Raw genomic sequence first — 24,107 nt, 5'->3', positions numbered from 1 at the left:
GCCACTAGTTCTGCAGAAGTGCTGTTTCGAAACTGCCATCGATAGTAAGGCAATCGCTCATGTCGATCTCTGCGAAGTGGTTTTCCTTGCGACAGACCGTACTGTTGAAGCGGCCGGTTATCTGACCGCCTGCCGTATCCAGCGAGAGCGTTTCAAGGCTGACCTGCGCTTCGCCGCCTTCATCGCTTGTGTAAAAGGCTTTGCCCATGCCTTCTGGCCAGTAGCTCACAGTTGCAGCCGTTATGGAAGCCGAGGCGTCGTTTCCCATGAGGGAAAGGTCAAGCGTAAGGACGTTTTTCATACGGCTTTCCGCGCGTGGGTCATGGGCCTGTAGCGCCAGATTTGTTACCGGTCCAAATGCCTGGAAACTTGCCGTTGTCGTGCCCTCGGAGGGGACTTCGAGGAACTCGCCGGCATAGGCCTGATCGCCAATCTGCGCTTTCATCGTGCCGACGGTCGTGGTCTGCACCTGCGCGCAGGATGGAAGTACGGCAACAGCAGCCAGGGTTAGTAGCGCTGCGAAGCTGGTGACGGCACATGACTGAAAATTTACAGGCATTGGGATTAGTCCTTATTCTGATGGTAATTCCGGAAATGACCATTCTTCGTGTTCGATACGGAAGATACGAATGGGAGCGTCGGGCTGGGAGGTGTCAGCGCGCAGCCTGAAAACCACAGTTTTTCTTTGGTCGAAGTTCACGATATCGACGTTCACCGTGATCATGCCTCTCAGCATCGGCTGATCAGGGGCAGGGGTAGGACCGGAGACGCTGCCTTCGAAATTCTGCGCATCGAATAGCGGATCGGCCCGAAGCGGCTTGGTTTTTAGTATCTCCACGATATCAGCGGAGAAATAGTTGCCTGCATTGTCAGGGGTGAGCGGGTGTGGCCCGCCCAACTCAGCAAGTTGAGCGGCTTTGTAGAGCGAACTGACGAGAGTTTGAGCGCGCATGATCATCTCTTCGCTAGACAAGTTCTGCGAACTAGCGGGAGCTCCATTCCTCACGTCATCCGCGTAATCCGCAGTGATATAGCGCTGAGCAACCCAGCCCGCCCGACTGAGGTCTGTCGAGCGCATGAGGCACCAGCGCGGCGGTAGGTCTTCCTGTTCCGTTTCGCTAAGGGAAAAATAGTACCCCATTGCCGTGAAAGGTACGCAGGTGATCTGCTCAAGCCCGCGTTCATCGTAGGCGAATGAATCGATTACGCGATACTCCGTGCCCGGCCCCATGCGTGCGTTGAGCCTGTCCCCGGGCTCCACATCCGTGACGCGCCAGGCGTCCGGGCCGTATCCGTCGATTTCGGCATCCGCCACATTCACGAGAAACGCCAGGCTCAAGCTGGCCAGAAGAAGTTTAGACAACAGACTTGTCCTCGAGCAGTGGCATTGCCGCGCGTCCCCCCACTTTTCCTGCTGTTAAAGTCGATTTCATGCATTCCCTTTTGGGGCCGAACCTTGAAGGTTGGCCCATCCCGTCATTCGGGGGCAGGGATATCGCGCTATTGACGGCCCCTCAAATAGGGCAGTTGCCCTATTGTCGAATGTCAGCTTCTGGAATCAATATTGGTTGAAAAGGGCGACGAGTTCCGACTTGCTGCCAATTTCCAGTTTGTCGTAAATTCTCTCAAGCTGGTTTCGCACCGTGGATGGCGCCGTGCCCAGCGTACGGGCAACTTCCTTATTCGTTAGTCCCGACGCAAACAGCTCTGCGACCTGTCGTTCGCGCGGCGACAAGACCGATCGCGTTGGCTGATGACGGATATGTATGAAATGCTTGTCTTCGAATGGTGATGGACGAACCGTAACTGTCTGCCCATGCCAGGATTGGCCACTTCTGATCTTCCTCATCGCTTCTGCAGGAATGCGGCCAACGCTGCTCCACTCATCGCGTGCAAACAACTCGAATGGCCCCTGGCTTGAAAGGATCCAGCCATCATGGTCGATCAGTGCCACGGCTTCATGCTTGAGCGCAGCACGCCCGGTCCAAATCTCCCGGTTCATTCGTAGCGCTTGAGACAGGTGTGGCATCAGCGTCTGTTTGAAGGCCTTTTCCTTATCACTGAATGCGGTTTGCCTCGATTTCGCACATAAGCCGACGAAGCTGACGTATCCGTCCGACCCTTCTGCGGAGATTGTGGCCATCATGTGCGTCGCATCAAATTTTCGCCAGTGTTCGTTATAGGCCATGCTTTTGCGATATTTGGGAACATCATCGAACCGGGCCGTCGCTCCAAGGCGCTGAAGTGTCAAATCACAGAACGCGTCTGCACTGGCGATCGCCTCCCATTCTTCCAGCACCGCAGTTGTCTGATCCAGAACCGTAAGATCCGTAACTAGACGTCCATCGGCCGACCCACCGCCCCAGACTGCGAAATCAAAGGGAAGGGCAGATTGAAGGGATTTGAGAGTCCGTAGACGGAGTTCGTTCGGCAAGCACTCTGACGCGTTGCTGTAAAGCTCCAGAAGAAAATCGCTGATTGTGCGATTCATAGCTATACTCCACCGTTCTTGCCTGAACGCAATTATAAAACCACCAGTCGGCATTGTCAGCCGACCGGGTAGATTGAGCTGGTAGGCCGAGCCGGATAGCGTTGCTAGATTCCTCAAAATCCAATCCGCTACTTCAACACGTCGCGAGAAAACACCCAGGTTGCGGGCATGATGGGTGTCTGATTTCGGCTCTCATCTGTGGAATATTGACGATTTGCTGCTCGAATGACTTGATCGGGTGAATGTGGTCCGAAGCGGATGTTATCTTTCTGGTGGGAATCCTGAAAGAGGAGCCCGTGGCAAATAACGCTATGCAACCGGGAAGATCGTGGCTGCGCTTAAGCAGGTTCTGGAATAAAACATGCGCTTTTTGAAGCGTTGGCCATGGAGTTCGGTCGCAAGATGTCGAGGAGATCAAACCACGACGCTAGCCCAATCAGAAGCTGATTGCGGATGTCGCGTCTGACGCCGCCTCGCCCAGGCCTCGACATCTATCTCGTTGATCCTGGCGGCTATCGCCTCAACCAGGATTAGGCCCGGCTTCGCTTCGGGAGGCGGCACATCGATAATGCGAGCGGATTGCGTGGCGGGCGAGGGGAAGGACGCGCATCATGGGAGAGATTGGATGCTGACGCCGAAAGCCCGAAGGCGAGCGACCGCCTTGTCCGGGTCGATGGTGGATTCAGGGAAGACCAAACCTTTTGGCGGTCGATCCCCGTCCAATCCCAGGACCCGCTCCGCAGCGATCAGTACACCGAGCGCTGTCAGATGGGCTTGTCCAAGGGGATCGGTGACGAGCGTACGATGATGCACGGAGGCGCCCGCTCTAATGCCTGCAATGTCGATGTAGAGATCGTGCGAGGCTGCGCGTCCCGATATTGTTCCAAGCGAGTCTCCCGACCCGAGATCGAAACGGACATCCTTCGCGCCGGTGATTGCGGTCACTGCTGGCGTATCCAGAACGCCCATAGGCATGGCATCGAATGACGGCAGGCCAGCGCGGGGTACCGATCTTGCCGCGTCCGGCGCGTTGACCCTTTGCCAACGCCCGTTTTGCCGGATGAGGGCCTCGCCCACGAAGCCTGTGGCATCAGATTCTGTCATCGGACCGATAGGATCAGCATAGTCATAGAGAGCGGCCATCTCGACCCGGTCGATCTTCTCGAAACGGCGCGCAGCAGACAACGCAGCGAGTGTCAGCACGCCAGCCTGCCAATGGCCCAACATCATAGCGGGGCGCCGGGCACAAGCGGCGGCCGTGATTGCGCTTGAAGCCATGTTGTCCACAGTGCGGGTGATGCCGATATGACCTGCGCCAGCATGCAGCGCAGCAGACAGAAGAATATCGTCCGGATCCTGAAGGGCCGCGATGACCAGATCCAAGGGGCCTGCTGCCGCGAGCCCTTCTTCTGGGGCGGTGATGTCCAGCCGAACAAGGCTGGCGCCTAGCTCGGTGGCCAGTGTTTTCCCAGTATCGGGGGTGCGACCCGCAAGCACAATATCCAGATCATGCCCGGCTTCACGCAGGACTTTGGCAATGCGAGACCCAATAAGGCCCCAACCGCCCGCGATTAGAATGCGCGCCCTCACAGCGACACCGCCATACGGTATTCAGACGGAAAGCCGTGATCCCTCGACAATTCAGGCGACCTGATTTCAGCAAGAATGGAAAGGCCCATCGCCTGATAGAAGCTCACGGCAGGATTGTCGGCCAGGACGTCCAGTTGCAGCTCCCGGAACCCCTGTTCCCGCGCCCGTGTAATGGCGGCTTGAAGTAACGTTTTGCCGAGGCCTTTACCCCGGTGCTGCGGGAAGGCGGCAAGGGCGTGAAGATAGTACACGTCGTCGGGAACATGGGCATTGAGATAGCTGGCCTTTCCAGCCCGGACCATCAATCCCGCCAGCTCGTCGTAGCTTGCCTCGCCCCGCGCCATCAGATCCTGCGCCAGCGCCGCAAGATTTTCCTTGAACACATAGAAGTTCGGACCTGCGAAGCCGAGTTCGATTCCCATCAAGTCTCCGGCTTCTATAACGGCAGTGGTGCAGGCGGCGCAAAACAGCGTCTCAGGGCAGGACCATGACGCTGCCACAAGGCGTTCAAGAAGCCCATTAGTCCCAAACTGGTAGTCGTAACTAATCGGTCCGGTGGCTCGCACCAGTTGCGCAATCAGCGGCGTAAACCGCTTCGCCTCGCTTTCGCTTAAGGTTACTGCTTGCACTGCGGCAATTGCCATATACATCTCCACAAATTGTTACCAAAGGTAACTTACAATTGGTAAGTTACTTTGAGTAAGTTGGGAGTCAACGGAAAATTATGTCAGGGAGACGTTTGTCGCGCGACCAGCGCCGGACACAGTTACTCGTAGCGGCCGCCGGCATCGTGCGGGACGAGGGAACCGATGCGTTGACGCTTGCCCGCGTTGCCGAGCGCGCCGGGGTGACCAAGCCCATTGCCTATGAACACTTCGAAACCCGTACCGGCTTGCTTAGGGCGCTCTACCACCATTTTGATGCGCACCGGATTGAAGCCACCTTGGCAGACTTGGAGCAGCGTGCCGACAGCCTTCAGGCCGCTGTCTCTATCCTTGCGGTGGCATATGTTGATTGCGCATTTGAGAGTGGACCGGAGTTTGCGTCTATTTCGGCAGCGCTCGCAGCGACAGGGCCGCAGGATGTATTCGGCCATGAATTACGAGAGTCGTATACCGAACTTTTTTGCAGTGCTCTGGCGCCGTACAGAGCCTTTTCGGCGAAGGATGGAAAGGGAATTATGCTGGGCTTGATCGGTGCGGCGGACGCTTTGGCGCAAGAAGCGGTTGCCGGACACATCAGTCGCAAGGCTGCTATAACAGCGCTGACCCAGATCATGTTGCGTGTGCTGGAACGCAAATAAGCGTGATGATGTCAGCGGAACCGAGTGTTGATGTCTCCGGGTTGTGGGGGGAGGGGGCTGATATCAGGGGATGGGAGGAAATCCATTCCGCTACTTCAACTTGTAGACTGACATCGGCTCGCGCGGGATGATCGAAGGCTGGTTCGCTATCGGATGACGCTCCCCTTCAAAGCCAACCTCTGATCCAAATGAAAAGGCCCTCGGACTTTCATCCGAGGGCCTTTTTCTCACACTCAGGCTGCATGTGCCAGGAGAGGTTCAGATGACGCCGAATGCATTCATTGCTTCGGCGACGCGGACAAAGCCTGCAATGTTGGCGCCAACGACGTAATCGTTGGGGACGCCATATTCTTCGGCGGTTGCGGCACAGTTATCGTGAATGTTGCGCATGATATCTGCCAGGCGGGCTTCGGTCTGGTCAAATGTCCAGCTGTCTCTTGAGGCGTTCTGTTGCATCTCCAGGGCAGATGTTGCCACACCGCCGGCATTGGCTGCTTTGCCTGGAGCAAAGAGGACGCCGGCTTCCTGGAAGTTTCTGATTGCATCAGGCGTTGACGGCATGTTCGCGCCTTCGCCAACGGCAATTACACCGTTCCGGATGAGCGTGGCGGCATCCTTGCCGGTCAACTCGTTCTGCGTCGCGGAGGGCATCGCAACGTCGCATGGCACATCCCATACCGAACCTTGCTCAATGTAGTGGGTGCCCGTCTTGCGGCGCGCATACTCTGAAATGCGTTCGCGGCGGACTTCCTTGATGTCCTTGAGCAGTTCCAGGTCGATCCCATCTTCATCTACAATGTAGCCGTTGGAATCGGAGCAGGCGATGACTTTGCCGCCGAACTCGGTGATTTTCTCAATGGTGTAAACGGCGACATTGCCGGAGCCTGAGACGACCGCGCGTTTGCCTGCGAAGGCCTGTTTGTTTGCACCCAGCATACGCTCGACGAAATAAACCGCACCGTAGCCGGTCGCTTCCTTGCGGGCGCGCGAGCCGCCATAGACGAGTCCCTTGCCAGTCAGAACGCCTGCTTCATAGCGGTTCGTGATGCGCTTGTACTGGCCGAACATATAACCGATCTCGCGCGCGCCGACTCCAATGTCTCCGGCCGGAACATCAGTATACTCACCAAGGTGGCGGTAAAGCTCTGTCATGAACGACTGACAAAAGCGCATGATTTCGTTGTCTGATCTGCCGCGCGGGTTGAAGTCAGAACCACCTTTTCCGCCGCCGATGGGCATTCCGGTCAGCGCATTCTTGAAGGTCTGCTCGAAGCCAAGAAACTTGATGATGCCGACATTTACGGACGGGTGAAAGCGGATGCCGCCCTTGTAGGGGCCGAGCGCAGAGTTGAACTGCACGCGAAAGCCCCGGTTGATCTGTACGTCGCCCCTGTCATCTACCCAGGGCACGCGGAAAATGATCTGGCGCTCGGGTTCGCAGATGCGTTCGATCAGAGCATTATCTGCATATTCCGGGCGTTTGGTGACGACTCGTCCCAAACTTTCGAGAACCTCATGGACCGCTTGCAGGAATTCGGTTTCACCTGCGTTACGGCGAAGGACATCCGCGTAAATGGGCTGCAGCTTCTCGTCGATTGTGGTCAAATCTATCTCCGGAAAAAAGGGGCGGTCGGGCGCGACTAAATTCTAGGCGCCTTCTGGCGTCATATTGTGCAGTGCGCAATCGCGACGCCGGGGCAGCCGGCGTTATATTCCCCTTAATTTTCAATGTGAAAGCTATTCTCACATTTGTCAGAGGGGGAAGGTTTTGGCTGCTTTCGGTGCAAGCAAGAGGCCGAAGTTCAGCGGGCTGGACCATATCGGGAATAAAATTTCGGACGCTTCAGAAATTCTGAAAATCTGTATCTGAGGCGGCATCTGCGTCGCAACGCCGCGCGGCAGGCCGGGTAATTCCTGCCGGCCGGCGAGTGTTGGGCGGAAGTGTCGCCGGAAGCCTGCCTAATAATTTGCCACTCATCATGCTGGCACAAGTGGATTGGAGGCGGGTAGAGGGCGCAGGGAAGCTTTTGGGCTGCTGTAAGCGGAGTGGCGGACTTTCCAATTTCGTCTTACGCGTCTTCGTGCCGGATAATCTTCCAATCTCCATCATCAATTACCTTTCAAGCTGGTATGTTTGCTCTCAGGAGAAATGCATGCTCAGGCAATCTGATACGCAACCAGAAGCCGTTTGGGGTGATTGTGCCCGCAACGGCGTTCTGACTGATCGTATCTATCGCTCGGCTCTGACCAGGCTGTTGGAATATTTAGAGAGGCGGCAGGAAACTAACTGTGTCGCGAGACGGTCGATGGAGCTGTTGTGTACCGGCCAAGCGACAGTTGCAGTAGTGCGCCTATAATCAGAAGCGCAGAAAACAGCATGAAGACATTGCCGCCGGCCAGTTTTTCGCCATAGGCAAATGCGACCGGGCCCACAGCGGCGCCAGCGATGTAGCCGGCAACGAGAAGGCCGAGGACCGACGAGAAGACGGCGCGTGGAAAGTACCGGCTGGAGAGGTAGGCGAGGACGTCGCTTTCCAAGCCGGTGGCGAGGCCGAGGCCCACACCAACGAGCGCCGCGATGAGGCCCCATTCGCCTACCTGCAACATAAGCAGGAGACCCATTATGGCCGCGCAGGACGCAACAACTGTCACCCACGGCGCAAAGATGCGGTCCATTAGCCAGCCGCCGGCGAGGCGACCGATTATTGAGGAGATTCCAAGAACCATCTGTATACGGACCGCTACACTTTCCGGGGCTCCGCGCTCTTCCAGCAGGCCGGGGAGTAGAGGAGTAATACCGCTGATGCCGAGGCCCAGCACGAAAACGCTGACAAGCATTTTCCAGAACCGTCCGGAACGGAGTGCTTCCAGGAAAGCCCCGCGATCAGTGCCTGCAGCGTGGCTGGCGTCTTCCTGATCAGCTCTTTCGCGTACCAGGGTCCAGACGAAAGGTGCAATTACGAAGGCGAGCAGTGCTGAGATGCCGTAGAAACCGGCCCGCCAGCCGCCCCATTCTATACAGGCGCGGACATAGACGGGCAGAAGGGCGGTGCCGAGGCCAACGCCGCATAGCGCGATGCCGAGCGCCAAGCCGCGCCGTTTGTCGAAATAGGATGTTACGGCACGCGCGTAGCTCAACGGTGATGCACCGACAGCCGCCAACGCGAGAACGCCATATCCGATATGCAGCCCCTGAAGGTCGTTCAGTGTCAGGCCCATGACCGCGAAGACAACGGCCATCGCGAAAAGTGAGCCGCTGGCCGCCAGACGGGCACCGATCTTGTCGATAACCCGTCCAGCGAAAGGCAGGAGCACGAGCAGGACCAGCATGTAGACGCTGATCGCAGAGGCAAAGTCGGTGCGCTTCCACCCCATCGCGGCCGCCGGCGCCGACATGAGGTAGCCGAAGGTGTAGGGCACCAGAATGGTTGCGCTGCAGGCCGTGCCGATAAACGCACCGGCGACGACCATCCAGCCGAGCTTTCCTCCATCCGTCATATGTGTCTCGCTTAGAACCGATAGCGCAGTGTTACCCCAGCATTACGGGGTTCTGGCGCGAAGGAAAGGACGCGGAAAACACCCTGACCTGCTGGTGGCAAAACGACCGAACCAAGATTGCGCTGTTGGATTGAAGCAGTGGGGGCGTCTTCGTCGAACGCATTGCGCAGCCAGAATTCCGCCGACCAAGTATCGTTCTCGAAACCAAGCGTGAGGTTCGCATTGGTCTGATCTCCGACCCAGAAGAGGTTCGTGGTCGTCCCGTACTGTTTGGAGCGATAGGCAGCGTCGCCGCGCACGAACCAGTCCCAGTCGCCGGTAAGCGGTGCCTGATACTGTGCGCCGGCTGTCAGCATGTTCTCCGGAACATATTGCAGGGATTTGCCGTCGAGCACCGGATCGAGCCCGAAGGAAAGTGCCAGGGCCGGGAATGTGTATTCGTCGAACGAGGCGTCCGTATAGGTATAGCTGAAGGAGAGGTCGAGGTTGGACGTTGGCCGAGCGGCAACTTCCAATTCAAAGCCCCGCGATGTTGTTGTTCCCGCGTTGGCATTCAGCGTCGCGCCGAGTGTGCCCAGTGCCCGGACGATCTGGTCGGACCATTCGATATTGAACAGTGCGGCATTGACCGTGAGGCGGTCGTCCATCCAGTTGGTCTTGGCGCCAAGTTCGTAGTTCCAGCTCTGTTCTGCGTCGTACAGGCGCTCACTGTCGGTAACGTTTGCCATGGCGTTGAAACCACCGGACTTCACGCCTTTGGCCGCCGAAGCGTAGAGGGTCATGTTATCTGTGGCATCCCAGGACAGAGCGACGCTCGGCGTGAAGAAATCTTCTTCAATCGAGAGATTCGGGTTCGGGCTCAGAACGACGTTCGTGTAGGGATTTTCCTGGAACGGGCTCATATGTTTTTCCTCGCGGAAGACACGGCCGGCGACATCCAGGGACCAATCTGGCGCGAACCGCCAAGTGACGCTGCCGAAGGCGGCCATCACTTCTGAGGTTTCAACATTGATCAGGTGAACAGAGCGGAGCGAAGCGGGGATCGCATTCTCAATTGCGGGATTGGTCACGAGTTGCAGGTTGTCGTCCGTTTGCTCTTGATCGGAGTAATAGAGGCCGACCAACCAGTCGACTGTGTCGCCGGATCGGGCAAGTCGGAACTCCTGAGAGAACCAGGTCTGGTCGATGCGCTGGGTCTGATAGTTCAGGTCGGCCGGGCCATAATCGATGTCGGATTGCAGAAGGCCTTCCAGATCGCTGTAGGAGGTGACTGACGAGGCTTGCAGCTCGTCGTTGATGTCCCATTTCCCGGTCAGAGACCAAAGGGTGGTCTCGCGATCATAGCCGCCGGGAGTGACGGCAAACCCGTCAGTCTGCGCCGGGACTTCGCCGAGATACATTTGCGAGCGGCCAGCGTGGAGTTCAGGCTTATTATTGAGGATGAAGTAGCCGGGACGATCTCCCGCCGAGCTGTCCTCATAGTTTCCACGGAGGTCTAAACTCAGGCTGGATGTGGGCTGCCAGAGCAGTGCGCCAGAATAATACTTCGCGCTGTAGGTGTCGAGATTTCCGCCCGTCAGTTCATTCGTGTAGAAACCATCACGTTCATATGCAGCGATGCCAACGCGACCGAACAACTTGTCTTTTACAAGTGGGCCGGAGGCAAAAACCGAACCCTCTTTTCGGCCACCCTCGCCAAGAGTGACGGAGGCGTTCAGGCTGGGTGTGTTCGTGGGCGCCCGGGTAATAACGTTGATCGCTCCGCCAAAAGCGTTGCGACCGTAAAGAGCGATTTGTGGTCCCTTGATGACTTCAACCCGCTCGACATCGGCAAGCGGCCGGTCCATGCCGGAGCGCGAGCCTTGGTACACGCCGTCAACAAACATGCCGACATTCGATTCGCCGACATTGGTGGATAGGCCGCGGATTACGGGCAAGGCGAAGTTGCTGCCAAGCGACACAAAGTTAAGACCGGGGGTCAGGCGGGCGACATCCTCAATGTTGCGCACGCCACCGCGTTCGATCGTTTCGCTGCCAATCGCTGTCACGCTGGCCGGGATGTCTTTGATTGTCTCTTCCTTGAAGCGGGCGGTTACTACCACTTTTTCAAGCGTAGCCGTTGCATCTTCCTCGGAAGCCGCTGAGCCGGCAGTGGCTTCGTCTGCAATCGCAGGCAGGGAGAGGGTGGATAGACAGGTGGTGGCAGCCAGGATTGCGGCCAAGCGGGTGCGAGCTGCGCGAGCGGCGAAAGACATTTGCAATTTCCTCCCAGAGGTCTGTGCGCATGCACAGGACGCTATTTTTCCAGACAATCAGAAAATTGAACGAAGTTGTCAATACGGTGCTTTCGAGAATTCTGAAATTGGCTATCTCGTCAGCAAATATTGACGAATCTGTATCAGCCGTCACACTGCAGGCTTAGCAAAGGGGCGAGACCATGTCGTCAGCATCAAAACCTGTGCGACGCCGACGCAATGCGCGTGACACAGCCGAGCTCAAGAACGACATCCTCAAATCGGCTGTCCAGATATTTGCGCGCAGCGGTTATGAAGGCGCGTCTCTTATGGATATCGCTGCTGAGGCCGGCACGCGCCATCCGTTGCTGCTCTATCATTTCGGTAGCAAAGAAGAGCTGTGGCGCCGGACGATGGCGCATATATTCGATGAGCTGAAAGGCCACTACGCTGCAGTTGCGGAGCTATCGCGCGGCCTGAGTGCGCTTGACCAGCTGAAGATGTTCATTCGGGCTTTCGTTCAGTTCTCCGCGCGTCATCCCGAGCGGGTGATCCTGATTCTGGTTGAGATGCGCCAGGAATCAGAACGGCTACAGTGGCTGACCGAAGAGTATCTGGTTGTGCTCCTGGGCCAGCTGAACGAGTTGATCGACCGTGTTGAAGCCGAAGGGCAGCTGAAGCCGATTCCGAGACACCACCTCGCCTATATACTGATCGGATCCGTCGCGACCTTGTTCATGGTTGGGCCAATGGTGAAGCGGGTGTATGATGTGGACCCGCTCGACACGGATGTCGTCAGTGCGCATGCGGACTGGATTTTGGAAATGCTGCGCAACGGCCTGATCCTCGAGAAGCCCTGACCGCAAAAGGGGCGGGGGCGTAAGACCGCCCTCCGCCCTATATCAATCATGCGAAATGCGCCATTTCCGGCTGCTTGGTGAGTATCCCGATAGCCTGTGTCAACGCATCGGAATCCGGTGCGCTTCCGCGCCAGCCGATATGCCCATCCGGACGCACCAGGACCGCCTCATTTTCGCGCAGGTCATATAGGGCGCTGAAGTCGCCAGATGTGCTGTTCCAGTCTCCGCCATTCCCGATCGTGATCAGTTTCACAGGAGCGCCGGTTACCCGCGCTGCGTCGTTTACCGCAGTTGCCCACGCCGCCGCTGTTTCAGGTTTGGTCAGTAGCACGAAGTTCTGCTCGAAGAGATCGAGCGTTGAGATTGTTTGTCCGCTTGGGCTCGTGAGCCAGAGGTGGGGGGCCCGGGCGCCGGGCGCTGGGGATTGGACATATTCCCCGACAGACCAGTTATCGGACCGGTCCTGATCAGCCAAATATACAACCGCACCGTTATTGTAGCGGTAGCCGAGCGCCAATCCCGGGTGGACATAGTGATCCTGGCGGAAACCGCCGCCCCGGCCGTCCTCGTCCTTGTCCACTAGCGCTTTCAGATTGCGAATCGCTTCTGCGGCATTGAACAGCGCAATAGGGCGACGTTCCGAATCATAGGTATCCAGAAGCGCTTCGCTGGCCCAACCCTGGAGGACTGCCGCGAGTTTCCATGCGAGATTATGCGCATCTTGAATGCCGGTGTTCATGTTGAAGCCGCCGTTCGGCGGCATCAGGTGAGCTGCATCGCCGACGAGGAATGTGTTTCCGCGGCGGTACTCGTTGGCGATGACGACGGCCGCGCGCCACGCGCGCACGTCAATGATTTCTAGCGGCAGGTCTGGCACGCCGACGCCGAGGCGCAGAACCTCCTCCCAGTTAATTGTTTCAAGTGGCTGTTCGTCCATCACTTTCGGGCGACCTAGCAGAGCGGCGCGCCCATGTTCGTCAACGGGCGCAATCACGGCCGTGCCGATGGTCTCCGGGTTGCTGAGGACGAAGAAGGAAACCCCCGTATCACCGTACTTGGAAAGATCTGACCTGAATAGAACACTGATAGCTTCCAGAGTGCGGTCTGCGCCGGTGGTCTCCACCCCAAGCGCGGTTCGGATTGGGCTGGTCGCCCCATCGGCGGCGATAAGATACCGCACGTTGAGTGTTTCGCTTACGCCGTTTGCAAGATCGCAGATTCCAACGGTCGTCGCACCATCCTGGCCCAGTCCGGAAACGATCTCGGCGTTCCAGCCAAAGCGGATGTCAGCTGTTTCATAGCTTGTTGCTGCAGCGCGCAGGATGGGCTCTAGGACGTCTTGAGAGCACAGAACTCCCTCGACTTCGCACGGGCTAACGGATCTGGAGATTTCGTCGGAGAGCACTTCGGCCGGCCTGAATACCTGACGCCAAGCGGAGATCAGATCGTTGCCGAAGTAGAAGGTCGGCTTGGCAGAAACCCGCACATTGCGGACGTCGTCTTCCAGGCCCCATAGGCGGAGTATTTCGATCGAGCGCGGATTGAGTAGCCGGGATTTGGGGTGAGGGCTCACCTCAGTGTTCCGCTCAATCAGCATGTGACGAATGCCGAGCCGGCTAAGCTGAATCGACAAGCTCAGACCAACCGGCCCCCCTCCGATGATGAGAACATCCTGATTGAATTTCATACGCGACCTCAATGAGTTGACAGTTCTGTCAATAAAACATACAGAGTATTCCGTAGAATGCAACCAGCGCGAAGAACGTGCGGTCGAGAAACGGATCCAGAGGGAGAGAAAACCGTGACTGATACCCGGACCAATGAAGAGAAAGTGGCAGAACTGATGGCGCTGATGCCAAAGGTGCCGCCTGCCAAATTCGTCAAAGTCGCAGATATTCCGTGGACATCTTTCCCGGGCTACGAGCACTGCGCGATGTTCAAGATTCTTCGTATCGATCCGGAAACGCTCGGACATACTCTGATCTTCCGCTATCGCACCGGGATCGGAGCGCATCGCCACCTTTCTTCGGTCGAGATCCTGTCGCTCGGTCCGGGCAAGTGGTGGTACGAAGGGGAAGGCTCCGCTGGACCCGGAGACTATACTTATGAATATGCTGGCGCTGTCCACGTAGCTGTGACCGAGAATGATGATTGGGGCGAGTCCCTCATTATCTCCAAAGGTCCGCTTCAGATGATCAACGAGGATGGCACGCCTGGCATGGTGATCGATGCGATGAGCTATTATGTCGCCGCCAAAGCCAATAACGCAGTCGCGCATCTGCCGGCTGATCCATTCTCCGTCGGCTGAACTTGCGGGTGAATCATGACAGCGAACCCGGTTGATGCCGACCTCGCCGGCGAACTGTCGGCGTCCGTGCAGCGTTTGTGTGCTGCCTTTCCCGCTGAGTACTGGCGCAATGCCGATGCGAGCCACCGTTTCCCGGTAGAATTCCGGGAAGCGGTGGCTGCGGGGGGCTTCCTTGGTGTCGCCATGCCTGAGCAATATGGCGGCTCGGGACTCGGTATTCGGGAAGCGGCTCTGATCCTGAAAGCCATTGCCGCCTCCGGCGCCGGAGCTTCCGGCACGTCGGCTGTTCACATGAACATATTCGGTCTTCATCCGATTGTTGTTGCTGGGACAGAAGACCAGAAATCTCGCTTTCTGCCGCCGATTATCTCGGGCGAACATCACGCCTGCTTTGCCGTGACAGAGCCCAATTCGGGTTTGGACGCCGGGCGGCTTGAGACGCGGGCCGAGCGCAGGGGTGATCGCTATGTGATCACAGGCAGGAAAATATGGATATCCACGGCCCAGATCGCCACGCACATGCTGATCGTTGCCCGAACTGGTGGCGCAGGTCTGTCGGGTCTGACTCTGTTCTACAGTCCACTTGACCGCAACAAGGTGGAAATCAGAGAAATTGACAAGATGGGCCGGGCGGCCGTGGACTCCAATATGCTCTTTATCGAGGGCCTTGAGGTTCCGGTTGAGAACCGGATCGGTGAAGAGGGGGATGGGTTCAAGATCCTGCTGCACGGACTGAACCCGGAGCGCATTCTTGCAGCCGCAGGATGTGTCGGCATCGGCCTTGCTGCGCTCGAGCGAGCATCTGCATATGCGCGGGAACGTGTCGTGTTTGGCCGGCAGATAGGATCCAATCAGGGCGTCTCACATCCTCTCGCCGAGGCTTGGGCCAAGCTGGAAGCTGCGGATGCTCTGGTTGCGCGTGCCGCTGCGCTCTACGATTCTGGCCGCCCATGCGGACCACAGGCAAATGCAGCAAAATATCTAGCTGCAGAAGCGAGCTTCGAGGCGTGCGAGGCTGCGGTGCTTACGTTGGGCGGGATGGGCTACGCAAAAGAATACGACGTCGAGCGTCTGTTCCGGGAGTCCATGATCGGCCGGATTGCGCCAGTCTCCCGCCAAATGATCTTCAATTTTATCTCGGAGAAAGTCCTTGACCTCCCCCGATCCTATTGAACCGAAAACAGGCGATGGCCCGCTCGCTGGGGTCCGTATCCTCGATCTGACTTCCGTCTTCATGGGGCCGCTGGCGACATCCTGCCTGGCGGACCTTGGGGCAGATGTTATCAAGGTCGAAAGTCCAGATGGGGATGTGATCCGTTCGATCGGCCCTGGTGGCGAGGATGGCGTCGGGGCCATATTTCAGCATTTAAACCGCAACAAACGATCAATCGTCCTTGATCTGAAGGATTCCGGTGATCTGGCGTCGTTGCTGGAGTTGGTGAAGGATGCTGACGTGCTTGTCTACAATATTCGGCCAGCGGCGATGACCCGTCTCGGGCTGGGATGGGAGCGACTTCACGCCCTGAATCCGCGGTTGATCTTCGCCGGGACGTTTGGGTACAGCCAGCGCGGATGCTATGCAGCTGAGCCGGCTTTTGATGACCTGATTCAGGCGGCGTCTGGCCTTGCGCACTCTATAAGTGTGGCGACCGGTGGGCCGCCAGCCTATGCGCCCGTGACAGTCGCAGATCGGGCGGTCGGCTATTATGCATTCGGCGCGATCGCTGCAGCGCTGTTCGCCCGCGAGCGGACAGGAAAAGGTCAGCGGGTCGATGTGCCCATGTTTGAGACTATGACCAGCTTTGTCATGGGGGATCATATGTATGGTCACACATACGAAAATCCGCAGGCAGACTATGGCTACCCGCGTCTGATGGCGAAAACGCGCAGGCCCTATCGCACGCAAGATGGCTATGTTTGCTGCACTGTCTACACGGATGCGCAATGGCGTGCATTTCTGAATGCGGCCGGCCGGGGCGAAATGTTCGATGAAGATTCGCGCTTTCGCGATCTAGGCACGCGGACCCGCCACATAGAAGCGCTATACGGCCTGGTGGAAGATATTCTGCAGACACGGACTACCCTGGAATGGCGCACGATCCTTTCGCCGCATGGTATCCCTATTTTCCCCGTGCATGATTTTGACAGCCTTCTGGAAGATCCGCACCTAAAGGGGATCGACTTCTTTGCGTCTCTGCAAGATGTGCGGGGGCAGGATATCCGCCTGATGAACTGCCCGTCCGAATGGAGCAACGGTTTGCCAGGAATCCGCTCAGCGGCCCCTAGAAAGGGGGCGCATACGGATGAAGTTCTTGCGTCTATTCGTGGTGAAGTCGGGTGAGTGCGGAGCGTGGCGTCGGCGTGAGTCGGCGAAATGGGGCGCTGTGGCTTACGATCGATCGTGAGAGCCGGGCAAACGCGTTGAATCCAAATACGATTGCCGACTTGCGCCAGGCTTTTGTCAATCCCGGCGACGTGCGGTTGGTCGTTCTGACGGGCGCCGGAGAGCGGGCATTCTGTTCGGGGGCGGACCTGGCGGGAGATGCGGCGGAGGAGACTGCGAGTCAGTTTGTGGCGCTACTCGACGCCATGGATCGCTGCCCAGTTCCGATTGTTGCACGCGTCAACGGCGCGGTGGCGGGAGGCGGAGTCGGGCTGGTCTGCGCCAGCGATATTGCAATTGGGGTTGACGTCGTCACGTTCGCCACACCAGAGGCCCGGGTGGGACTCTTCCCGTTTATGATTTTTCCGTATCTGCTGAGGGTATCATCGCCGCGTGTAGTCGCAGATATGGCGTTTGCCGGACAACGTCTGTCTGCGGTCGATGCAGTTCAAGCGGGATTTCTTACCCGAGTGGTGCGCCGGAGTGGCTTAGATGACGAAGTAGATCGTCTGTGCTCGGAAATCCGATCCATGGGACCGCAGGCTTTGCTGGATGGACGAGCAGCCTTCGGTCGCCATGTGTTTGCAAGCAGTGCGGCTGATGATGAACTGATGCGCGCACTCATCAATGCATGGAGCCGTCCTGAATCGCAGGAAGGTCGTGCGGCATTTCGAGAGAAGCGGTCGCCTGCGTGGATAGAAGGTTCGAAATGAAGAAGATTTTTATTGCAGGTGGATCCGGCTTTTGGGGCGACAGCGACGCAGCGACCGCCCAACTCCTGAATGCGCGAGAGCTCGACTATATCGTCTATGACTATCTGTCAGAGATTACATTGGCTTTGCTTGCGCGTGCCCGGGAGGCCGATCCCGACAAGGGCTTTATTCCGGACTTTGAACGCGCAATCACGCCTCATCTGGCCACCATAAAGTCGCGGGGCGTGAAGCTGCTGGCCAATGCAGGGGGCTTGAACCCTGTAGCCTGCGCACGGGCACTGGAGGCGCGCGTCGCTGAGGCCGGTCTCCAGCTCAAAATCGCGGCGGTGACCGGCGATGATGTTCTGGGTCGCATAGAGACACCCGCAACGGATATGTTTACCAACGAAGCGCTTGCTGGGCCATTCCTCAGCGCAAACGCCTATCTCGGCATTGCCGGGATCGTGGCCGCGTTGGAAACGGGTGCAGATATTGTGGTTACCGGCCGATGCGCAGATTCGGCACTGACGCTTGCGCCTCTGGTTCATGAATTCGGTTGGCGGACGGATGATTGGGACCAGCTTTCCCAGGGCTCTCTTGCTGGCCACCTGATCGAGTGCGGGTGTCAAGGAGCCGGGGGGCTGTTCACGGATTGGGACCAGGTGCCTGGCTGGGACGACATGGGTTTTCCTGTTGCAGTATGCGAGCCCGACGGACGTTTTGAAATTACCAAATTGCCCGGTACGGGCGGTCTGATCTCCCCGCTGTCGGTGGCGGAGCAGATGCTCTACGAGATTGGCGATCCATCGGACTACCGCCTCCCTGATGTTATCTGCGACTTCCGGGATGTGCAGCTGGAGCTGCTCGGTCCGGACAGAGTTCGCGTTAGCGGCGCGCGAGGTAGGGCGGCGCCCATGCAATACAAGGCCAGCGTAACTTGGCAGGAGGGCTGGCGGTTGACGGTCACCTTGATGATCGGAGGATGCGACGCCGCTGCAAAGGCCCGGCGCACCGGACAGGCGATCCTCGACCGCGCTATGAGACTGGGCGCGGAGAAGGGGCTTGCACCTTTCTCTAGAACTTCGGTTGAGGTGCTTGGCGCGGAAGATAGCTATGGGCCGCACGCGCGTACGGGCGGAAGCCGGGAAGTGGTTCTAAAGATTGCCGTAGCGGCTGAGAGCCGAGCGATTCTGGATATTCTGTCCCGAGAAATTTTCCCATCGGCAACGGCAATGGCACCAGGGATTACCGGTGTTACGGGCGGACGCCCAAAGTCGGCGCCGGTGATCCGCGGCAGTGGTGTACTCGTGGCGCGCAGCTCTGTTCCGGTAACGCTGCATATGGGGACTGCGGTAACATCCGTGCCAGTGGCGGATATTCAAGCCGCGGACCTTGCTCCACCTGAGCCTTTGGCTGCGCCACATATCACCACTGCGGGCGAGCCCTTCAAAATTGCGGGTGAACGTCTACTGGATTGCGCTGTCGCGCGCAGCGGCGACAAAGGCGATCTCGTCAATGTCGGCGTCATCGCACGTGATGAAGTAGCGTGGGCGTTTCTAAGAGAGCGACTTTCGGCGTCGATCGTCGCAGAGTGGCTTGATCATCTAGGAGCCAACCGGGTCGAACGATTTGAGCTTCCGGGAAGTCGCAGTCTCAATTTCGTTCTGCATGGTGCGCTTGATGGAGGGGGGATGCGCAATCTTCGATTTGATGCGCAGGGAAAAGCGGTCGCACAGATTCTGCTCGACATGCCGTTGGAGAAACTCATAGGCGAGCTTTGACAGAACGGGCATGCTGCAGCGGTGTTGGTGCAGTCCAGGACCGTATCAATCGGCGTTGTTAGATGAACAGTGTTGAGTTGACCAGACTGGGAAATTCCAATTCCTTCTATTCTGGGCAGTTGCGTGACATATCCCAGGCATATCCGTCTTCGATAAGCTGGCCGCGGCGGATTTCTGCCAGCATGTAGGGATCAGATAACGTTGCCCCGAGGCTGTTTTCGATCAGCTTCATGTCTGCTTCTGTGAAGGACTCATAGCCCTTCATGTATCTTTCAATGACCTCATCATCTGTTGGTTGGGGAACGCGACAGGCATACCAGTCCATCCCGCACACAAGTTCGCATCGTTCCGTCCAGCCTGTTTCCAAAGCAGCGCAGCTACAGTCGCACACGCCACCGGACAATGCTTCAGCCCGCTCTTTCGGGGACACGCAGGCTTCGCGCGGAGGGGGCAAAGAAGAAGACGGTACCGATGTCGCCGGTACCGGCTCAGCCGGTGCTTCGCCGAAATCGTTTACATCGAGCACCTGTGCCACAGCCGTCGACGACACGAGGGTGATGGCTAGAATGAAATGTTTCAGTTGCATGTCTGGCCATCCTTCTTCCGGCTGCTGATTTCGTCGCGGATGAGTTTCTTGCGCGTCGCCTCGTCCATTGCGGCAACCGATTTGCGGAGATTGGTTTCCAGCATTGGTCGCAAGGCATCGGGTATTCCGGCGCTCATGAGGTCGAGATAGCAAGCCAACTCGCTATCGCTCAGCCCGTCTGATTGGCAGGCCTCCGCAAGCTCTGGCATCGCCGCTCGGCAGATGGGATCACCTGCCAGCAGTTCAGGGCATGAGCGGCTGCAAACTTCGATCCGTCTAACGGCCTCGCCACGCGAAACACCATTCACCACTGCGGATTCGATTGCACAAAGTGGCGCTTGAACCGCGTAGCCATCACACGCGGCCTTGCAAGTGACGGCGCGAACCGGATCAGCATACTCCTCGCAGGAACAGCTGCACCCATCAGTTCTGGATGCCCCAGTTTGGCTGGTTCGCGCGGGCTGGTATCTGTCTTGTCCGCGCAATTTGGCACGGTTTGCTTCGGGCATCCCGGCCCAGGCTTCGGGCGGCACCACGGCGATCGGTTGTGGCATCACAAGGCGCGTTGAAGGCGCCTGCGGCAGAGCCGCAACCTGGTCGAACACGATGGTTACCTTGCCCTCCGGTTTCATCTCGCATGAGGAGACCGCTTCAGTTGGAGTCAGGTCGATCCGCCCTCGCAGCCGGGTTTCCGAGGCGACCTGCAGACTTAGCGTGCCTTCTATCAGCACGTGCGGATCGTCTCTCCGGTCGTCCGGTCCCATCGCCCCTCTAGTCTTCGGGAACACCGGCAGGGACGGATCAATCCAGTTTATCTCACCGACAAGGGCACCCGGCCTCGCCAGGCTGGAGCCATTGGTGAAGTCCAGATGCAGGTCTTGCAGTTGCGGTGCGCTGGTAGGAGGTGCGGTTGTAAGGGCTTTCAGGTTGTCCAGCGCATTTTCGATCTTCGCCGCCGCTGTTTTCAAGTCTGGGCCGGCCGTTGAGCGAAGTGCGGCGATATCGAACGCGGCGGGCAGTTCACGGTTCTGAGCAGCCTTGTTTGCGACGCCTGTAAACCCGATCAGGTCTGCCAGATCGCCGCTTGCCCCTGCCGTCGAAGAAGGCGGCGTTTGGGGCGAGGCAATTGTCGGATAGGGGACGGCCCCGGCGAGCGGTGGCCCGGACACTTTTTGGGCAGAACAATCGGCATTCGGTGGTGCCGTGTTGACGTAGGTGCTCAGGGTGCTGACGGCGCCGGTTACGGAAATGCCGAATGAGAGGCGCACATCCAACGTGCGCGTTGCGCTGGCGACCGGAGCAACATTTGCAAAGGCGAGGGTCATCACATCGCCGCCGGGCACGTCAGGCTCGAAAGGGATCGTCCACATCTTTACCGCCTTCTTAGCCGTCGCATCTTCCACGCCCAGTCCGACTTTTTCGCCGGTGCTGGTGGCTAGATGGAGGGTGTCATAGGCGATCGCATCGAAGCCTGCAGTGTAGGCGGAGATCGATACGGGAGGGATGCTGCCCTTCGAGCCATAAGTCGGTCCGGTATATTCGAGTTGAATGCAGCGCGTAGATATTTCCGGAATCGTCAGCGTTTGCTCATGCACGGCATTCTTGAGGTCTACCTTGAACGCCTTGCACGGAACCATCGCAAATATATTTTCGACATGTTCATTTAGAGCGAGCGAACTTGGTAATGGCTTTTCAGGGGCATACGCCTTCACGCGTCTTGCCAGGCCCAGTCCATCAGACAGGGCGGTTACATAAGCGCCGGCCAATCCGCGTTCCGCGACAACCGCCGTATATCCTTTTCGTTTGGTCAGCGAGGTTCCAGACGCGCGAATGCCGTCATCTAGCCAGTCCAGCCAGGCTGTGCGGCCCGGCATTTCTTTCGTTCCGGCTGGCATAGGCCAAGGACGCATAAAAATTTTGACGAAGCTATCCGCCTCCTGATGGGCGAGAATGGTGTTGAAAATGCCCGATAGCGCGGAGGACGAAATCGGCCCGTCTTCTTTGTCTGGAAGGCTCATCCAGGGGGTCGTCCAGGATTGTCCAAGTGTCAGGAGCTTGGTCGGCGTCGGGCCATCGTCTCCTCCATCGCCGGGGCCCTTGAATGCGCTGGCGTAGTGGTAGAGATCCAGTCGAGCGACTTCAGGCGCAGCACGAGGATCAGTCAGAGCTTCGGCGGCGACCAGCGCCAGCGAGTAACCTGCACTGTTGAAAATCATGCGACCGGCAGGGTCGAATGCGATCAGTCGCTTCCCAAACGCATCGCCCATTGGTCTAACTTTATCAGCGATCCTGACCTGTCCCATCTGGGCGGCATTCCATGCGAGCATCGTGTACGGATCGTGCCAGAGAAATTCCTGACCGGTGGGACCTTTGGCGGGTTTAGAAAGGGTGCGCACCCAGTTCACATCGGCGCGCGCGTAGTTGGCTGGAAACAGCCACAGATCTGGCGGAAAGAAGCGTCCCAGATCAGATGGATACGGCTGCTTATTTCCACCGGTTGGGCCAGACCGCGAGATTGGCATGACAGTAATGAATTGCCCCTCCGGCATTGGCGGTCCGAAGACATGCTTGCCGCGCAGGTGATCAATTGCCCGATTCAGAGCATCTTCATAAGTTGACCACGCTGGCTCATCTGAGGGGGCATATGGAACCGGGTCAAAGAATGATCTGGGGGTATCGGTGTTGAACTCGAGTCCTGGCGGATCGCCACTCTCTCGCCAAACCCGCACGGTCTCTGGCGGTTTTGCGCCCGGCGATTGGGCGGATGCTGTGTCCGCCCCTGCAAGAACGAGGAAGCCCAATAGGCTCAACGCGGAGAGTAAATGCAAAAATTTCACGGCTTCACCTCTATCGGCATCCGGGCCCTAAGATCGTCGCCTTCGAAGTAAACACGTAGTTCATACCTTCCCGGCGCTCCCACACGTATCTTCCATTGTCCCGAGCCCTGGGATGCTGTCGTGCGATGAGCGACGGTCATTTCCCTGCTCTGCGAGACGAGGACAAGTCTTGATGCCGACGGCGGAAATCCCGTCCAGCTGAGCTCAAACTCTCGGTTCGCAATGGCTCCATCCGTCGGCAAGGTGATTTCCGGCTTTGCGTCCAGGCTACCGCCGCCAGCAAGGTAGAAGTCAACGCAGTCGTCGAAATCGGCGGGCCTCGCGGTGTCTTGTTTGAGCGCAGGATCGTAGCCAAGGCAGGCTTTCCAGGGACCGGTATAGGCCGGCATCGTATTCGCACCGCGCTCGAATGTACCGTCCGGCTTTTTGGCGAGTGTATAGGACCACGCAACCCGTTTCGGCGTTGGGCCGCCAACGAAGAACAAGACGAGCATTCCATCCTTCGCGGGCAAGTGCCGATAGGAGATTTTGATCGTTTGATCGCGCGAAATTGTTGCGTCTTCGAGGCTTAGGTAGCGAGATTGCCGAGGGCCTTCGGGCAGGGGTAGTATCTCCAAACCGCCTGCATTGTCATTGCGACCGGGGCGCCCGGTCGAAGGGGACGCCGGGGTTTTCTCTTCGATAAAACAGGCGCCTTCATAACAAGCCTGACCGGCAGCGCATGTCACATCCCGGCAAAGGTCTAAAGGAGAGGTCTGCTGAGGCTCTGGAGAAAGGCAGATCCCCTGGAAACATGTTTGGCCGACCGGGCACTGCACGCTGCTACAGATATCGGTCGATCTGCTCTCGGTGACTGGTTGAAAACAGGCGCCCATGTGACAAACTTGTTCAGCAGGGCAGGCAACATCAACACAGGCGACCGCGCAGGCATCCGTTTCTTTCGATGCGTCCGGTTCGGGAAAGCATGCCCCCTGATAACAGGTGTTTCCCGCTGGGCAGGTGACACCAGCGCAAGCGTTAGCCTGTTCGACTCTGAGAAAGCAGGCGCCCTGGTAGCAGACGTTCCCTGTTGGACAGGTAACATTCGCGCAGATGTCGCCGCCGGTGTCCTGCGCGAGTGCATGGAGGGGGATTCCCAACGTTAAAAAAAGGACCGCCACGAATGATACGACAGAAAGACGTGCTAGCTTCATGAAACGTGCCCCACGATTACAGTTGCTTTTGCTCCCTCCACGCAAGATGAGCCTGATGCCCGCCAACGTCGGAGAAATCCCTGCAGGATCGATGACCTCAGGCGTTCCGGTCATTTTGTGTCGGGAGCAAAGTTGTTCTGGCTCAGTCGAGCAGTTTTATTTTTTGTTGATGTCGATGCTTCCGCTATTGAGGTCTTTTGCCGCAAAAATGACCTAGGTCGGCGTTGCCCCGCGATCTGCATCCCACATATGGTAGTCCAGCTGATCGGATGGCCCTGTCAGGCTCAATGGGGCTGCTGGGGTTTTCCGGGGTGGCTGCCGCAGGTGCCTGCGAACCGTTCTGTTTGGCGA

Annotated in this window: 19 protein-coding genes; 7 read left to right on the top strand and 12 right to left on the bottom strand. The window is 57.8% G+C overall.

Annotation, left to right across the window (positions count from 1 at the left end; all coding sequences use genetic code 11):
• Window positions 1-4: 4 nt before the first annotated feature.
• The 5 genes from K1X12_RS14725 to K1X12_RS14705 form a co-directional block, all read right to left on the bottom strand.
• A complete protein-coding gene (locus K1X12_RS14725; protein WP_220988320.1) occupies window positions 5-559 on the bottom strand; it encodes a hypothetical protein in 555 nt (184 codons plus the stop codon).
• 12 nt (window positions 560-571) lie between these two features.
• Window positions 572-1,363 (bottom strand): SH3 domain-containing protein, encoded by a 792-nt coding sequence (locus tag K1X12_RS14720; RefSeq protein ID WP_220988319.1) that lies wholly within the window; start codon window positions 1,361-1,363, stop codon window positions 572-574.
• Window positions 1,364-1,558: 195 nt separating this feature from the next.
• Entirely contained in the window at window positions 1,559-2,491 is a 933-nt protein-coding gene (locus K1X12_RS14715) for a helix-turn-helix transcriptional regulator (RefSeq protein ID WP_220988318.1), read from the bottom strand.
• A 609-nt stretch (window positions 2,492-3,100) separates the two neighbouring features.
• Window positions 3,101-4,081, bottom strand: a complete 981-nt coding sequence (locus K1X12_RS14710) for an NAD-dependent epimerase/dehydratase family protein (protein ID WP_220988317.1) — start codon at window positions 4,079-4,081, stop codon at window positions 3,101-3,103.
• On the bottom strand, window positions 4,078-4,725 hold the full coding sequence (locus K1X12_RS14705) for a GNAT family N-acetyltransferase (protein WP_220988316.1): 648 nt from the start codon (window positions 4,723-4,725) through the stop codon (window positions 4,078-4,080). The genes K1X12_RS14710 and K1X12_RS14705 overlap by 4 nt, the downstream gene beginning before the upstream one ends.
• Window positions 4,726-4,820: 95 nt before the next feature.
• Here K1X12_RS14705 and K1X12_RS14700 point away from each other — a divergent pair, with 95 nt between their 5' ends.
• Window positions 4,821-5,384, top strand: a complete 564-nt coding sequence (locus K1X12_RS14700; protein WP_220988315.1) for a TetR/AcrR family transcriptional regulator — start codon at window positions 4,821-4,823, stop codon at window positions 5,382-5,384.
• A 258-nt stretch (window positions 5,385-5,642) separates the two neighbouring features.
• On the opposite strand, the gene gdhA is transcribed toward K1X12_RS14700, so the two are convergent.
• The 3 genes from gdhA to K1X12_RS14685 form a co-directional block, all read right to left on the bottom strand.
• Complete coding sequence (gene gdhA / locus K1X12_RS14695) at window positions 5,643-6,989, bottom strand: NADP-specific glutamate dehydrogenase (RefSeq protein ID WP_220988314.1); 1,347 nt, start codon at window positions 6,987-6,989, stop codon at window positions 5,643-5,645.
• Window positions 6,990-7,667: 678 nt separating this feature from the next.
• Window positions 7,668-8,882 carry an MFS transporter gene (locus K1X12_RS14690; RefSeq protein WP_220988312.1) on the bottom strand — a complete coding sequence of 405 codons (1,215 nt, stop codon included), beginning with the start codon at window positions 8,880-8,882 and terminating at the stop codon, window positions 7,668-7,670.
• Between the two features lie 11 nt (window positions 8,883-8,893).
• Entirely contained in the window at window positions 8,894-11,137 is a 2,244-nt protein-coding gene (locus K1X12_RS14685) for a TonB-dependent receptor (protein WP_220988311.1), read from the bottom strand.
• A gap of 182 nt (window positions 11,138-11,319) precedes the next feature.
• Here K1X12_RS14685 and K1X12_RS14680 point away from each other — a divergent pair, with 182 nt between their 5' ends.
• Window positions 11,320-11,976: a TetR/AcrR family transcriptional regulator gene (locus tag K1X12_RS14680; RefSeq protein ID WP_220988310.1), complete on the top strand. Its 657-nt coding sequence runs from the start codon at window positions 11,320-11,322 to the stop codon at window positions 11,974-11,976.
• A 46-nt stretch (window positions 11,977-12,022) separates the two neighbouring features.
• On the opposite strand, the gene K1X12_RS14675 is transcribed toward K1X12_RS14680, so the two are convergent.
• On the bottom strand, window positions 12,023-13,663 hold the full coding sequence (locus K1X12_RS14675) for an FAD-dependent monooxygenase (protein WP_220988309.1): 1,641 nt from the start codon (window positions 13,661-13,663) through the stop codon (window positions 12,023-12,025).
• A 114-nt stretch (window positions 13,664-13,777) separates the two neighbouring features.
• On the opposite strand from K1X12_RS14675, the gene K1X12_RS14670 reads away from it, so the two are divergent.
• Genes K1X12_RS14670 through K1X12_RS14650 form a run of 5 tightly spaced genes read left to right on the top strand, consistent with a single transcriptional unit; the run spans window position 13,778 to window position 19,140 of the window.
• Entirely contained in the window at window positions 13,778-14,284 is a 507-nt protein-coding gene (locus K1X12_RS14670; protein WP_220988308.1) for a cupin domain-containing protein, read from the top strand.
• 15 nt (window positions 14,285-14,299) lie between these two features.
• Window positions 14,300-15,457 (top strand): acyl-CoA dehydrogenase family protein, encoded by a 1,158-nt coding sequence (locus K1X12_RS14665; RefSeq protein ID WP_220988307.1) that lies wholly within the window; start codon window positions 14,300-14,302, stop codon window positions 15,455-15,457.
• Window positions 15,435-16,625, top strand: a complete 1,191-nt coding sequence (locus tag K1X12_RS14660) for a CaiB/BaiF CoA transferase family protein (RefSeq protein ID WP_220988306.1) — start codon at window positions 15,435-15,437, stop codon at window positions 16,623-16,625. The genes K1X12_RS14665 and K1X12_RS14660 overlap by 23 nt, the downstream gene beginning before the upstream one ends.
• A complete protein-coding gene (locus K1X12_RS14655) occupies window positions 16,622-17,380 on the top strand; it encodes an enoyl-CoA hydratase-related protein (protein WP_220988305.1) in 759 nt (252 codons plus the stop codon). The genes K1X12_RS14660 and K1X12_RS14655 overlap by 4 nt, the downstream gene beginning before the upstream one ends.
• Complete coding sequence (locus K1X12_RS14650; RefSeq protein ID WP_220988304.1) at window positions 17,377-19,140, top strand: acyclic terpene utilization AtuA family protein; 1,764 nt, start codon at window positions 17,377-17,379, stop codon at window positions 19,138-19,140. The genes K1X12_RS14655 and K1X12_RS14650 overlap by 4 nt, the downstream gene beginning before the upstream one ends.
• Window positions 19,141-19,246: 106 nt before the next feature.
• Here the strand turns inward: K1X12_RS14650 and K1X12_RS14645 are convergent, their stop codons facing one another.
• Genes K1X12_RS14645 through K1X12_RS14635 form a run of 3 tightly spaced genes read right to left on the bottom strand, consistent with a single transcriptional unit; the run spans window position 19,247 to window position 23,057 of the window.
• Complete coding sequence (locus tag K1X12_RS14645; RefSeq protein WP_220988303.1) at window positions 19,247-19,726, bottom strand: hypothetical protein; 480 nt, start codon at window positions 19,724-19,726, stop codon at window positions 19,247-19,249.
• Window positions 19,717-22,563, bottom strand: a complete 2,847-nt coding sequence (locus tag K1X12_RS14640) for a hypothetical protein (protein WP_220988302.1) — start codon at window positions 22,561-22,563, stop codon at window positions 19,717-19,719. The genes K1X12_RS14645 and K1X12_RS14640 overlap by 10 nt, the downstream gene beginning before the upstream one ends.
• Window positions 22,560-23,057: a hypothetical protein gene (locus K1X12_RS14635; RefSeq protein WP_220988301.1), complete on the bottom strand. Its 498-nt coding sequence runs from the start codon at window positions 23,055-23,057 to the stop codon at window positions 22,560-22,562. The genes K1X12_RS14640 and K1X12_RS14635 overlap by 4 nt, the downstream gene beginning before the upstream one ends.
• Window positions 23,058-24,107: the final 1,050 nt, after the last annotated feature.

The organism is Hyphomonas sediminis (assembly GCF_019679475.1).
GTDB lineage: Bacteria > Pseudomonadota > Alphaproteobacteria > Caulobacterales > Hyphomonadaceae > Hyphomonas > Hyphomonas sediminis.
This window is presented reverse-complemented; position numbering and strand designations above follow the sequence as displayed.

Bases quoted from the DNA above. Each gene is read 5' to 3' on its own strand.
- K1X12_RS14705 (WP_220988316.1), bottom strand. From the start codon at position 4,725: ATGGCAATTGCCGCAGTGCAAGCAGTAACCTTAAGCGAAAGCGAGGCG.
- K1X12_RS14635 (WP_220988301.1), bottom strand. From the start codon at position 23,057: ATGCTCGTCTTGTTCTTCGTTGGCGGCCCAACGCCGAAACGGGTTGCG.
- K1X12_RS14680 (WP_220988310.1), top strand. From the start codon at position 11,320: ATGTCGTCAGCATCAAAACCTGTGCGACGCCGACGCAATGCGCGTGAC.
- K1X12_RS14665 (WP_220988307.1), top strand. From the start codon at position 14,300: ATGACAGCGAACCCGGTTGATGCCGACCTCGCCGGCGAACTGTCGGCG.
- K1X12_RS14645 (WP_220988303.1), bottom strand. From the start codon at position 19,726: ATGCAACTGAAACATTTCATTCTAGCCATCACCCTCGTGTCGTCGACG.
- K1X12_RS14690 (WP_220988312.1), bottom strand. From the start codon at position 8,882: ATGACGGATGGAGGAAAGCTCGGCTGGATGGTCGTCGCCGGTGCGTTT.
- K1X12_RS14675 (WP_220988309.1), bottom strand. From the start codon at position 13,663: ATGAAATTCAATCAGGATGTTCTCATCATCGGAGGGGGGCCGGTTGGT.
- K1X12_RS14725 (WP_220988320.1), bottom strand. From the start codon at position 559: ATGCCTGTAAATTTTCAGTCATGTGCCGTCACCAGCTTCGCAGCGCTA.
- K1X12_RS14650 (WP_220988304.1), top strand. From the start codon at position 17,377: ATGAAGAAGATTTTTATTGCAGGTGGATCCGGCTTTTGGGGCGACAGC.
- K1X12_RS14685 (WP_220988311.1), bottom strand. From the start codon at position 11,137: ATGTCTTTCGCCGCTCGCGCAGCTCGCACCCGCTTGGCCGCAATCCTG.
- K1X12_RS14715 (WP_220988318.1), bottom strand. From the start codon at position 2,491: ATGAATCGCACAATCAGCGATTTTCTTCTGGAGCTTTACAGCAACGCG.